Source organism: Tamlana crocina, assembly GCA_040429635.1.
Taxonomy (GTDB): Bacteria; Bacteroidota; Bacteroidia; order Flavobacteriales; family Flavobacteriaceae; genus Flavisericum; species Flavisericum crocinum.
On record CP158972.1, the window covers coordinates 3,355,819 to 3,370,559 of the forward strand.

The window sequence follows — 14,741 nt, forward strand, 5'->3', positions numbered from 1 at the left end:
GCTTGGTACTCTTTTTAAATACTTTTTGTAAGTTAAACGAAGTCCGCACTTTTTTTATTCCATTCTAAATTTATACCAATCATCTTGATTTGGGGTTTTCAAAAAAGTAAAAAACAAACAATTAGATTTACTCTTGACCTTGGTTATTCTAAACCAACAAGCATGATAGCCACGTTTTAATAGCTCTACCTTAATCCCCTTAACCCGTAATTCACAAAACTACACTTAAAATTACTTCTATTGATGGACATATGATATGGTTTTCTAACCATCGTTTTAATGCAACTGAATTAATCATTTATGATAAACTCTTTTACTGTCCCTAAAAATCCCACCCATCTTCTCAACTGTAAATTTAAACTAATGGTGTTTTATAAACTAAAATTTATTTCTAAGCTTCTTCTCAAAGTTTGTAAAAAAATTCCTTTTTCATTTTAACATAATTAAAAGATAAATAATATTAATTCTATTCTCCTTTTGTTCCGTCTAAGATAAAAAGTTCAATACTGCTAAAATTTGCAAAATATTTTTCATTAAAATGATTTAGTTATAAATTGGTTTACTGACGGATTCATTCCTGTTTTCTAACTTGGCTCCCCACTCCTTATTTGGTTTGGGCCCCATTTCGAATTCTAAAGTGCTACCGGCCATAATATCATCATGATGAATCCATGATTTTGTATAGGATTTCCCATCAAGAGTTGCCGATTGGATATACACATTTTCTTGTGAATTATTATGTGCAATGATGGTAAATTGTTTTCCGTTTGATAATTTCAAACTAACTTTATCAAACATGGGGCTTCCAATTTGATACGTTGGGCTACCGGGGCACGTTGGGTAAAAGCCCATACTCCCAAAAATATACCACGACGACATTTGTCCGCAATCTTCATTACCCGGTAACCCTCCGGGTCCCGATGAAAAGTTTTCATTTAGTAAGGTTCTAATCAGTTTTTGGGTTTTCCAAGGTGCCCCAATGTAATTATACAAATAAGGTGAGTGCATGGAGTATTCATCGCCCACATAATAAAAATCGTTTTCAAAAAAATGGTCTAGGTAGGTCTCAAGAGCCTCATCTCCTCCCATAAAATTGGCAAGCCCTTGTACATCATGTGGTGCAAAGAGTGTAATATTTCTAAAATAATTTTCCCTATCCTTATCGGAACCGTACGCCCAACCACTAATAGAAGGGTCTGTAGCACTTCGCCAACTACCATCGGCATTACGCCCTCGCACCAACTTTGTTTCGGGGTCTAAAAAGTTTTTGTAATAAAGTGAACGCTTTATGTATTCTTCGTATACTGCTTCTTTACCCATAGCTTTGGCCATTTGTGCAATACAATAATCATCATAGGCAAACTCTAAGGTTCTAATGGCTGACTCACCATGTCTATCAGTAGGTACATAACCCAATTTTTGATAATCTATAATACCTACCCGAGCCACGTAGTTTCCTGTACCTGCTGTTGTTCCATTTTTTAACATGGCTTCAAAAGCCTTTTCTGTATCATAATCTCGAATGCCCTTTATGTAGGCATCGGCAACAACCGCATCGGCATGGGTACCATGCATGATATTGGAATACCCCGGACTAGGCCACTTGGGCATCCATCCACCTTCATCATAAGAATTTAATAGGGCGGTAATCATTTCTGAAACTTTTTCAGGTTCGAGTAAAATAAGTAAAGGGTGCTCTGAACGAAAGGTATCCCAAATTGAAAAATCGGTGTACATCATCCCGGGCATCACTTTGCCATTGAAAGCGCTGTAGTGATAACCATCTTCTGTGATGTTTCTTGGCAGCAATAAACTGCGCTGTAAGGCTGTATAGAATATTTTCTTTTGGTCTTCTTGAGCTTCAATTTGTATTTTTTCTATGGCCTTATTCCATGCTTCTTTAGTAGCTTGTGCCGTTTTGTCAAAATCCCAATGATTAATTTCATTTTCTAAATTCTTTCTTGCTTGTGCTATGTTTATAAAAGAGGTGCCCATCTTTACCTGAACCTTTTCATCTTCTTCTGTTTTAAAAGAAACATGAACCGCCGAGGCCTCTGCCCCATTTGTAGCCATTTGCATTAATTTAGATGTATTAAAAGATGCCGGTTGTGCACAACCAAATTTTAAAGTGCCTCCACCATAATAATCATAGTATTCAATTTTTATTTTATAAGATTCCCCAGCCTTCAAATTCATACTAAAATCATCTGTGGTAGCACCTCGATTAACCCAAGAATTTATAACTAGTGTATCGTTGACAAATAAACGAACGCCATCATCTGAAGTCACATAAAATGTATGTTGCCCGGATTGTTTTGCAATAAGCTCTCCCGTATATCTCACTGAAAACAGGTCTGCATTGATAGTACTCGCGGGAGCTCCCGACCATTCGAAATCAATGGAGGAATCTATGCGTTGCAAATTCGGTTTTCCCGAAAGCTCCATATTATTGTAGAATTCTGCCCTAAACCCGTCAGGGAATAGTTGAATGGTTCTACCCAAATCTGGTTTTGCTACTAGGGCAAAATCTTCAAAAGGTTTACTAAATTTTGCAACAAAATAAGATGCAAATTCTCTGCCTGTATAGCCTTTATTACCTGCTCTACCGGTGTTGTCGGTATAGCCTTCTATTTCATTTTTCTCTGGATTTATACGAAAGTAGCCATGAGCCATTGGGTTATCGATGACAATATGAGATGCATCAGATTTGGGAAACGTAAATTGTAAAAACTTGGCTTTGGATACTGCCGTAAGTTCTGCCTTAATATCATAATCATCGAGTGTAACCGAATAATAATGAGGTTGTGCTATTTCAGAGTCATGGCTAAAATTGGATGCTCGGTCTTCGGGAGTTATCCTTAACTCGCCAACTAATGGCATTATGGTTAAAGGTCCATACTCGGACATTGAAGCACCATTGGGATAATGCGTACTGCGGAATCCTTGAATTTTTTCGTTCTCCCACCAATACGGAATATCTTTTGTTGTGGTTTGGGGGCTTATTTGGGTCATAGCAAAGGGTAAACCAACGCCCGGATATACATGACCCTGGGGCAACTCCGCTTGGCTAAGCGTAGACTTTCCTGACCATGGTTTTGTACCTATTCTGGTGTCGATATTTTGTATTAAGTCCTGAACAGGAACATTATTCTCTTGTTGATTTTTGGTTTGACAACTAAAAAACCATAAAACTAAAGCGCCTAGAATGAAGTATTTGTATTTATTTTTTCTCATAGTTTTAATTTATAAATGCCTAACAATCATTAAAAAGAACCGAAGCGCCATTTGTTTATCTCCTTTCTACGGTAACAATATTGCGATTAATTAATTCTTGAATTTCGAGCTGATTCAGGCCTATTTCTTTTAAAATTTCTTCACCATGTTCTCCCAACATTGGCGACGGACGCTTTATTCTTCCGGGAGTTTCACTCATAGTAAAAGGTATATTGGTAACCTTTACTTTTCCTGCTTTGGGGTGCTCTACTTCAACAAATGTATTGTTATGAATTACTTGTGGGTCATGCTCAACTTCTGTTTGGTCGAGTACTTTCGCTACCCAAAGGTCTAATTCTAACATAATATCCAACCATTCATCAGTAGTTTTTGTTACTGTAACAGCCTCTATTTCTGCATGAATTTTATCTCTTTTATCATACAGTATTTGGCTATCATTATATTTCATCAAAGCATCCTCTCCTAGTGCTTCAACAAGTTTTGGCCATGGATTCATAGCTATAGCTAAATAGCCATCGCTTGTTTTATATGTACCGAAAGGAGCTCCATTACCGGGATGCCCAATTTTAGATTCTGGTCTTACATAAGACGTTTGTAAATTTTGAAGGGCAAAAAAATCCTGCATCTGAAATGCTATGGCTGATGATAATAAATTTGTTTTAATTTCTTGCCCCTTGCCTGTTTTCTCCCTGTAATACAAGGCAGAAAGAATAGCATAAACAGAATTTAAACCATTAACTTGGTCGCAAAGCGCAGTACCTAAAACGATAGGCCCATCGTTCTTTTTGCCACTGGTCATCGTTGCGCCACTAATACTTTGCACCAATAAATCTTGTCCTGGCCTATCTAAATAAGGACCATCTGCTCCCCATCCGCTTGCGGAACAATAAATAATACTAGGATTTATTTTTTTTATGTCTTCATATCCAAAGCCCAATCTTGCCATGACGCCAGGTCTGAAGTTTTCAACTAACACATCTGCTTCTTTAGCTAGCTTGTAAATAACTTCTTTTCCTTCTTCAGATTTAATATCTATAGATAATGACCTCTTATTTCTATTCCAAGCCATAAAACAAGGCGACTCATCTTTGGCTATCCATTTGTTTAAAAATGTCATTGCTCTGTAAATATCCCCAGAACCATTTCTTTCAATTTTTATGATATCGGCTCCTAAATCGCCCATCATTTGGGTTGCATAAGGTCCTTGTAGTAACTGCGAAAAATCTAAAACTTTTACACCTTCAAGTGCTTCTTGCATTTTTTCTATTATTATGTGTTTTCAAATAAGTTCTTAATATAGATACTATAATTACCAGAAATTGAAATATCTACATTAAAGATAATTTTCAGTTTTTTAGTAAAATTAACATTTCGACGAACAACAACATTAACAACCTTATTCGTAAAGTAAACTCCAACTATTTAGGAATCATGATTTATCTGTCCATAAAGTTGACAAATATTTTAGTTGATGTATGTTATTTTTTTCAATATATTTGAAAACTAAACCGATTTAGTTGTTTATATTAATTTAAAACTAAACCGATTTAGTAAAAGTCAAACTTACAAAAAACAATGAACAAAACACTATGAAATTTATCGTTGCTATTATTTTATGTATTACAACAAGCGTTAATGCTAATCACTTCAACAAGAGTTCTGTACTTTTTTTTCACGAGGGCAACAGTAATAGTCATATTCAAGAGCTTAACACCAATTATAAGCTCTATAATGTTTGCAAAAATGATTTCGAAGGCTATACCAAACCTTTAAGCGGTAGAGAATTTGGGGCTTATGGTTGTATTAGAGAAGGCTTGTATACTTCACTATTTACACGTTCTAACAGTAACGACGACCCCATTGCATTTCTTACCAGCAAAGTTCCTGTGGACTACAATGAAGATACCGCCACTTTTTTCATGATTAGTAACCTTTCTTTAAAACACAGAGACCATTTTGATATCCATGTTAATGGCAATTTTTTACTCACGTTTAAACCTAACAGAGAAGGGGTTTTAGAAATAACAGACCCTGTTTCCAAAAGTCGTGTTGAATTTATATTAGTAAAACGTGATGGTAATGGCGACGGTTATGGCGCCATGAGATTAACAGTACCAACTTCTTTTTTAAACAAGGGGGAATCAGCAAAAGTTACTATAGAAGGTCATAGAAAAAATGACAATGCTTGGGCAATGATTTTTATGGCAAATGACGCCGTTGAATACACTACGAAGTTAGCCCTTAATGGTGCATCCTTTGATATTAAAGAAAAAAACGGGCTACTGTATGTAGACGCCCCAACACATTTTGCTGGTAAAAAAGTGTACATAACCAGTGATGGTGTTAAAAGCCAAACCAAAACGCTTAAAGCTATTGGTGAATTAGCAAAAACTTCATTTAAAATTCCAGCACCTAAAACCAGTTTTTCCATTAGTTATGGTAATGAAACCATGACCGTACTTTTTAAAAACAATCATGGCACCATCACAACAACTGATATCCAAGGGTCATATTTATTACACCACAATTGCAACTATAAAGATGAGTGGCGTGCTACCTTAACAAAACTTTACAGGCCTGAATTCTACGATACTTATGATGACTTTTTAGATAAAACTTATGCAAATGGTCAAGTATCCATCATGAACTCTAGCCACCAAGATATTGCCTGGGTTCATAGACCTGAAGTGTGTATTATTCTCAGAGACACCATGCTATTAAAACCTGTTATTAGAGACGCATTTATTAGGGATGATTATGGTTTTGACATAGAAGATGGTCTGATGTTAAGGGAATATTTGAACCGTAATCCCGATTCAAAAGAAAAAATAACAACGCTTTTAAATAAGCAACTTATATCGGTTGGAGCCTCATACAACTGCCCCTACGAGGATATGTACGATGCCGAAGACCAAGTGCGCCAACTGTATCTGGGTAAAAAATGGGTAAAAAAGACATTTGGTGGTTACGATTCTAAAGTGTATTGGAATGTTGATGTACCGGGAAAAACATTGCAATTACCACAAATACTGAAAAAAGCGGGTGTGGACTATATGGTTATTAGCCGTCATGCACGTGGTATGTTTCATTGGGCAAGTCCTGATGGAAGTTCTGTTTTTGCCTATTCTCCCGGACATTATGGCGTTGATGAAACCATGCTAAGACGCGGAGAAATGAAAGACAAAATAAAATACGGTGCAGAACAAATTATGTTCTGGGAAAAGAACTTTGATACTGATAAAGTACAAACTCCGCTACTCTCTAGCCAAGATATGTTACCCGCTATTGATTATTCTGACTATATCGAGGCTTGGAATTCATTTGAATCGATAAAAACCGAAGATGGCGAAACTCAAGACATCCATTTACCACCAATGGAATTAATGACGGTTGATGAGTACATGCCACTTGCAGAGAAACACGCCACCAAAGTAGATACCCTTATTGGAGAACGCCCCAATGTATGGGTATATATCCATGGCGCAGGGCACCATGAAGCCTTAACCGCTAGTAGGGAAGGCTCAAAATTATTGCCAGGCGCAGAAAAATTCCTAGCCATTGCCAATAAATTAGACCCTGCTAAAATGCCTTATCCTTTTGAAGAATTTGATGAAGCGTGGCAAGCCAAAATATATCCAGACCATGGTTGGGGTGGTCATGATGGAGACGTCACTGACAATCTGTTTAAGGCTAATTTGGTGAAATCTAGAGTTATGGGGCAAAAGCTTTTGGATAGAGGTATTAATTTCATCGCTACCAAAATAAAGAAAAACGAAAAGTTAGGCATGCCTTTGGTTTTATTCAATAGTTTGTCATGGGATAGAATTGACCCCGTTACGACCAAAGTTCAATTTACGAAAGGTTCCTTTTTTAATGTTGGCGTAGTCACCTCAAAAAAAGAGCAAATTCATTCTCAAATCAGTAACCCTGAATACTATTCAGATGGCAGTCTAAAAAGTGCAGACATCACTTTTATAGCTACTGTACCATCGATAGGCTATGCTACATATTACCTTCAGAATAACCCTAATTCAAAAGGCATTACTAAAATCACCAGCAATACAAACCAATACGAAAACCCCTTTTACAAAGTTGATTTTGAAGACGGTGGTATTGCACAGGTTTATGATAAAGTTTTAAAGAAGAACTTATTTAAAAATGACACTTTTAAGGCAGGCGAAATATTTACGATGGAATCTGTAGGAACAGGAGCTGGCGAATTTTCGGATGTGCAACAACCCACCATGAAAAATTTCGACCATGTGAGTAAACACAACCCAAAATGGGAAATTATAGAAAACGGGTTAGTTTATACAAAGTACAGATTAGAACAGCCCATTTTGCACGCCATAGTAAGGCAAGATGTTACCGTTTACCACGATTTAAAACGCATCTACTTTAATAATAGTTTGAGAAATTGGGATGGTAAATTGTACCGGGAATTTAGAACCGCATTCCCCATCAATATGGATAACCCAGAGGTAGCTCACGAAGTACCTTTTGGCAATGTAAGGGTTGGAATAGACGAAATTGAAACTGCTGGGGACTTTTATACACCCCTATGCAAAAATGTTCGCCCAAGAGGTATTATAGACTGGATTTCGGCTACAGATGACGATATGACCGTAACCTTAAGCTCCTCTGTCTCGACAGCCGATTGGAAAGACCCAACAGGGCAAACCGACACCACAATTTTACAGAATTTATTGTTGGCTAGTAGAAGGTCTTGCCATTGGGAGGGCAACGAATATTCGCAAGGAGGCGACCATTTTTATCATAATGTATTGACTTCTACAATTAAGGGTAGTGTTGAAGGCCAGAAAGTGGCCAAACAGGAAAATGAACCTATTCAAGTGGTTGTAAACCCCATTACAACAGCAAAACCTTATTTATCTGAAAACTTAAGCTTCTTTTCCATAGATTCTGACAACATCATTATTACCACTATCAAAAATGCTGAAGATACGGATGATGTCATTGCTCGCATGTACAATTTAAAGGATGGTAAAGAAACCCTAAACATAACTTCTTACTTTGATATTGATGGCTATAAACATACCAATATCATAGAGGAGGATGCAAAACCCATTTCATCAAATTTGGAAATAGGCAAATTTGCCATAGAAACCTTTAGTCTAGAAATTAAATAAGAATAAAAATGAAGACCACGTATCACAATGTAATGCAACATTTATTTTTAAAATTAAGTATTGTATTAACAACATGCTTATCCTATGCCTACACATTACCCAACATACTATATCACGGTGGCGGTACAAGTGTAAGTCACATTCAAGAGCTAAATACCAATTACCGTTTGCATCAAATTTGTAAAGATGATATTGAAGGTTACAAAGAAATGCTTTCAGGTTCGGAATTTTTCCTATACCCATCGCTTCGGGAAGACATGAATGTTTCTATGATTGCAAGAGCCACAACTGGAAAAATGGGCTTTGAGTTTTTAACAGGAGAAGTTCCTGAAAACTATCAAAAAGATAGTGTCAACTTCTTTTTCTTAAGCGACATAGATTTTAATTTAAGAGAATCGTTTGACATTTTTGTAAACGACCAACACCTGCTCACCTTCAATTCCAACAAGGATGGTTCACTCTCAGTTACCGAAAATCCAGGTAATGGTAATGCTGAATACATTTTAGTTAGGCGTGATGCCAATGGAGATGGTCTCGGGGCTTTTAGATTGTCTGTGCCTACTTCCAAAATCACAAAAGGAGAAAGTGCCAAAATTAAAGTGATAGGGCGCAAAAAAAATTCCAACTGCTGGTTTATGATTTTTAAAGGTACTGATGTGGTGGGGCGCATTAACAAATCAGTTACAGAAGAAATGGCCTTTAGCATCAAACAGAAAGATAATGTAATGTATGTAGATGCACCTGCGCATTTTGCTGGCAAATCCATTCAATTAATTTCCGACGGAAAAAAGAGTAAACTAAAAACGTTTAAAGGCCAAGGCGAACTAGCAAAAGCGTCTTTCCAAATTAATGCTCCTAAACATAGTTTTGAGGTTATTTACAACAATGAAACCATAACAGTAACTTTTGAAAAAGGCGACGGTTCTGGTATGAAAACCGACATTGTTGGTTCATTTTTATACCATCATATGACCAATTATAATCCCTATTGGACCGCCTCTTTAGCCAAACTTTACAAACCAGAATTCTTTGATACCTACGATAATTTCTTCGATAAAAAATACGAAAAAGGTTTAGTATCCATCATGAATTCCAGCCACCAAGATATTGCTTGGGTAGATAGACCTTCGGTTTGTATTATTTTAAGAGATACGTTGCTATTAGCACCCGTTTTAAAGGATGCTTTTATACGCGACGATTATGGTTTTGATATTGAAGATGGTTTAATGTTACGCGAATACATAGACCGCCACCCAGGGTCTGAGGCACAAATTACAGAATTGCTCAATAGAAAATTAGTATCCGTTGGCGCTACCTACAACTGCCCTTACGAAGATATGTACGATGCCGAAGACCAGATAAGGCAATTGTATTTAGGTAAAAAATGGGTAAAAAAGACCTTTGGTGGATACGACTCTAAAGTATACTGGAATGTGGATGTGCCCGGTAAAACCATGCAGTTACCACAAATACTTAAAAAGGCAGGTGTAGATTATATGGTAATTAGTAGGCATGCCAAAGGCATGTTCCATTGGGCGAGCCCTGATGGTAGTTCTGTGTTTACCTACTCCCCTGGCCACTACGGAAACGATTTATTGTATCTCACAAGAGATATGAACAGTAAAATGAAATACGGTGCGGAGCAAGTATTGTGGTGGGAAAACAGTTTTGAAGATGGTAAAATACACACTCCGCTTTTGTCGAGCCAAGACATGTTACCAGCCATTGATTATTCAGATTATATTGATACTTGGAACACTTTTGAAAAAGTAAAGGATAGCGACAGAGAAGAGATTGAAGTGAATTTACCAAAAATGGAACTCATGACAGTTGATGAGTATCTACCACTTGCCGAAAAACATGCCACCAAAGTAGATACCATTATGGGAGAGCGCCCCAATGTATGGGTGTATATTCACGGGCCTGGGCATCATGATGCGTTAACTGCTAGCAGGGAAGCCTCTAAACTATTGCCATCTGCAGAAAAGTTTTTATCTATTGCCAATAAACTCGACCCTGTTAAAGCACCTTATCCATTTAAGGCTTTTGATGAAGCGTGGCAAGCCAAGATTTATCCAGACCACGGCTGGGGCGGACACGATGGCGACGTTACTGATAATCTGTTTAAAGAAAATCTAGTAAAATCCAGAACCATGGGGCAAAACCTTTTAAATGAAGGCTTGGATATCATTGCATCCAAAATCAAAAAAAATGAAAAATTAGGAATACCTATTGTCCTTTTTAACAGTTTGTCTTGGGAAAGAACAGACCCGGTAACTACTACTCTTCAATTTCCAAAAGGCTATAAAAATGGTATTACAATAGTAAATAAAGACAAAAAAATAATCCCATCACAAATTACCAATGCCAAATATCATGATGATGGAAGCCTAAAAACCGCCGATGTAACCTTTGTTGCAGAAAACCTGCCTTCAATAGGTTATACCACGTATTATATTCAAAACAAAAAAACCACCTTTACCAACAATGACGGTGCTACCGCTTCATCCTATGAAAACCCATATTATCGCATCAACTTTGAAAAAGGCGGTATGACTTCAGTTTTTGATAAAGAATTGAATAAAGAACTGTTTGATAATAGCGTATTTAAAACTGGAGATGTATTTACCATGCAGTCTGTTGGTAATGGCGCTGGAGAGTTTGGAGATGTACAACAACCCACCATGGTAAACTATGACCAAGTGAGCACGCATAACCCTGAATGGGAAATTATTGAAAATGGCCCTGTTTACACTAAATATAGGTTAGAACAGCCAATTAAGCATGCTATTGTAAGACAAGATGTAACGCTTTACCATAACCTAAAACGTATTTATTTTGATACAACTTTACGTAATTGGTCAGGAGAACTTTACAGAGAATTTAGAACAGCATTTCCAGTAAACATGGAAAACCCTGAAATAGCTCATGAAGTACCTTTTGGCACGGTAAGAGTTGGAAAAGATGAAATTGAAACCGCTGGGGAGCGCTACACCCCATTGTGTAAAGATGTTCACCCAAGAGCTATTATCGATTGGATTTCAGCAACAGATGAAGAGGTCGCAATAACATTAAGTTCCTCTGTGGCCGCCGCAGATTGGATAGACCCAACGGGAAAAACCGACAACAATATTTTACAGCATTTGCTATTAGCCAGTAGAACCTCGTGTCACTGGGAAGGGAATGAATATTCTCAGGGTGGTAATCACGATTTTCATAATGTGCTCACATCTACCAAAGCAGGTAGTGTATTAGGTCAAAAAATAGCAAAACAAAAAAATGAGCCAATTCAAGTGGTTGTGAACCCCATCACTACGTCAAAACCTTATTTATCGGAAAACTTGAGTTTCTTTTCTATTGATGCTGAAAATATTATTATTACTACCATTAAAAAAGCAGAGGATTCCGAAGATTTAATAGCAAGAATGTATAATGTGGAAGGTAGTACGGAAACCGTAAATGTGTCTTCGTATTTTGATATTAAATCCTATCATCATACAAACATTATCGAAGAAAATCCTGTTCCAGTTGCATCTCAATTAGAAATTGGCAAGTATGCGATAGAAACCTATAGTTTAAAAGTTGATTAATAGCAGTTATATTTTCTTAAGAAAAAGCCGGCATCACTTTACAGATAGCCGGCTTTATTATTATTAACAGCATTTATCACGAATTAATTGGTAATTACAGGAGCATCAATTGGAGTTTTACTTTTTACCAGGTAGTATCTCACTAAGTGTGTAAAGTTTAAATATCGAGGGTTAACAGCTCTCGATATTTTTTTGTTTAATTTTAAATTTTATACACTTATGAAGAAAGAAGATTTTCTAAACGACGACTTTTTAAAACAGTTCAAAACAGGAGACGAACTAACCTCCTTTCTAAAATCCATCCAAAAGCGGGGCATTGAAAAGATGCTTGAAGGCGAGCTTGATGCGCATCTGGATTATGAAAGGCACCAACAATCCGATAACAGCAATACCCGTAACGGTTACGCTTCCAAAAAGATAAAAACGGCATTGGGCGAGACCAATATTAAAGTTCCCAGAGACCGAGAAGCCTCTTTTAACCCCATGCTCGTCCCTAAACGCACCAACATGGTCGATGGCATAGAAAATGTGATTATCAGCCTTTATGCTAAGGGCATGAGTAATTCCGATATCGAAGAACAGATCCGTGAAGTCTACGATTTTGATGTATCCACATCCACCATATCCCGCATCACGGATAAAGTTACCAATGATATTGTTGCCTGGCAGAACAGGCCATTGGAGCCCGTATATTTAATTACTTGGATGGATGGCATTGTATTTAAGGTTCGGGAGAACTCCAAAGTCATTAACAAAACCATGTACATTGCCGTAGGACTACGTAGAGACGGTAAAAAGGAAGTCCTAGGGCTTTGGCTGGGTAAGAATGAATCGGCGACCTTTTGGATGAGTGTACTAACCGATATGAAAGCCAGAGGCGTTCAGGATTTGCTTATCACGGCCACAGATAATCTTAACGGTTTTACCGACACCATTAAAAACGTTTTTCCTGAATCCAAGACCCAAATCTGTGTGGTGCATCAAATTAGAAATGCTTGTCGCTATGTGGTTTGGAAGGACAAGAAGGAGTTTACAAAGGATATGAAAAGCATCTATGATGCACCTACCAAAAGCGCAGCAAAAGCCGCTCTGGAGGACTTTGCCCAGAAATGGGAACACAAGTACTCTTACGCTATTAAAAGCTGGAGGGACAACTGGGAAGAACTTACAGCTTTCTATGAATTCCCTTTAGAAATCAGAAAAATCATTTACACTACGAACCTTATTGAAAACCTTAATGGAAAAATCAGAAAATACACTAAAAACAAACTCTCATTCCCAACAGATGAAGCTGTTATGAAATCCACTTTTTTAGCCATTAGAGAGGCTACCAAGAAATGGTCGATGCCCATTAGGAACTGGGGCATTATTTTAAACCAGTTTTTGACTATATTTGAAAAAAGGGTCCGGCTTTAATTAAGCCAAACCCTCGATTTATAACTTACACACTTTTCGGGATAGTGTCTTTTACCACAACATAAGTAGAAATTGCATAGAAAGCCCCTGTTTGTCCAGATTGCGTACCCCCATCAGACACCCAATCTTCAAAATCATATTCAAAATTAAATGTTACATTAGAATTTGATTTATCAAACTCATCAATCCTAACTGGCACTGCCATTCCCGGACACCAACCGGCTCTATCTGGCGCCCAATTACCACGTTGCGATTTTATTTTGTTACTACCACACCCTATTGGTTTAAGCTCGTGCGTAAACTTAGTTTCATTATCAATTTTAATTTGATGCGTTCTAAAACACCACTCAGAACAACCTCTACCATCGCTATCGGCTGGAGTTGCATGTCCCCAACCACTTATTATAGTTCTTAAATGTGTACTAAATGCATTACTAGGAACAGTAATTGTTTTGGATAAATCAAAGCCTGCGGAACTACTACCGTATGGAACTCCTCCTAAAGAAGAACTGTTATAAGCAAGAACTTCTGAGACGGCGTAATAGGGAAAATCTGGAATGCCTTCTTCAAAATCAAAATCAACCGATAAATTCCAGCCGTCATCCCCCCAAGTCTCAATAAATGCACGAAGTTCTACCTGACCTTCTAGAAGAGATTTAAAATCGGTAACATCTATTTCAATACCGCGTGTTAATTGTGAGGTATCTACTCCATAAGGTGTAATGTATCTCCCCAACTCAAACCACTGTTTAGTTTTTTTATCCTTGACACTAATATTGGCATAAACATCCCAAATATTGCACCCTGCATTTGGGCAATCTAATTGTATAAACATTTTCACAGCCTTAACACTAGTATTATCTTCATTTAAAGTAAAAGTTGCTATTTTACTTTGGCTAAGACCTATTCCAAATGCTATTCTGGTTTTGCTAAATGTTTTATAATTTAAGGTTTTGAAGTCTTGTTGAGGATTCTTAGGTTTCTCTGGGATATTTGTACCATCCGCAGTATTACCACTACAGCAAAAACTAAATACTAAAACACACGGTAAATAAACTGAAATTTTTAATGCTCTTTTTAATAATTCTGTATTAATGACTTTATTCTTCTTTATCATTTTTCATTAAATATTACGTAAATAGTTGTTTCTTAATAGAATAAGTAATACTAACAGTAAATTTATATTTAATTTTTTGAACCGAATAATAAATTATATTACCATTAGCGTGTGAAATTCATTTTTTAGTTTGAATATCAAACCTTTATCACATTCCATATAAAAGAAAAAGAAGAACCTTAGACAAGATTCTTCTTTTCACAAAAAAACTAAACTAATTTAAACCAAAAATGT

General features: G+C 36.9%; 6 protein-coding genes. 3 read left to right on the forward strand and 3 right to left on the reverse strand.

The features are described 5' to 3' along the window. Window positions 1–543 precede the first annotated feature (543 nt). Window positions 544–3,234, reverse strand: a complete 2,691-nt coding sequence (locus tag ABI125_14670) for a GH92 family glycosyl hydrolase (protein XCF05948.1) — start codon at window positions 3,232–3,234, stop codon at window positions 544–546. A 55-nt stretch (window positions 3,235–3,289) separates the two neighbouring features. Then, entirely contained in the window at window positions 3,290–4,492 is a 1,203-nt protein-coding gene (locus tag ABI125_14675) for a CoA transferase (GenBank protein XCF05949.1), read from the reverse strand. Window positions 4,493–4,823: 331 nt separating this feature from the next. Between ABI125_14675 and ABI125_14680 the strand changes: the two genes are divergently transcribed. The 3 genes from ABI125_14680 to ABI125_14690 all read left to right on the forward strand — a co-directional run bounded on the left by ABI125_14680 (window position 4,824) and on the right by ABI125_14690 (window position 13,390). Then, window positions 4,824–8,384 carry a glycosyl hydrolase-related protein gene (locus ABI125_14680; GenBank protein XCF05950.1) on the forward strand — a complete coding sequence of 1,187 codons (3,561 nt, stop codon included), beginning with the start codon at window positions 4,824–4,826 and terminating at the stop codon, window positions 8,382–8,384. Window positions 8,385–8,392: 8 nt separating this feature from the next. Beyond that, entirely contained in the window at window positions 8,393–11,974 is a 3,582-nt protein-coding gene (locus tag ABI125_14685; protein ID XCF05951.1) for a glycosyl hydrolase-related protein, read from the forward strand. A 219-nt stretch (window positions 11,975–12,193) separates the two neighbouring features. Next, window positions 12,194–13,390 carry an IS256 family transposase gene (locus tag ABI125_14690; protein XCF05952.1) on the forward strand — a complete coding sequence of 399 codons (1,197 nt, stop codon included), beginning with the start codon at window positions 12,194–12,196 and terminating at the stop codon, window positions 13,388–13,390. A 25-nt stretch (window positions 13,391–13,415) separates the two neighbouring features. Here ABI125_14690 and ABI125_14695 read toward each other — a convergent pair whose 3' ends face one another. Next, window positions 13,416–14,507 carry a peptide-N-glycosidase F-related protein gene (locus ABI125_14695; GenBank protein ID XCF05953.1) on the reverse strand — a complete coding sequence of 364 codons (1,092 nt, stop codon included), beginning with the start codon at window positions 14,505–14,507 and terminating at the stop codon, window positions 13,416–13,418. Window positions 14,508–14,741 lie beyond the last annotated feature (234 nt).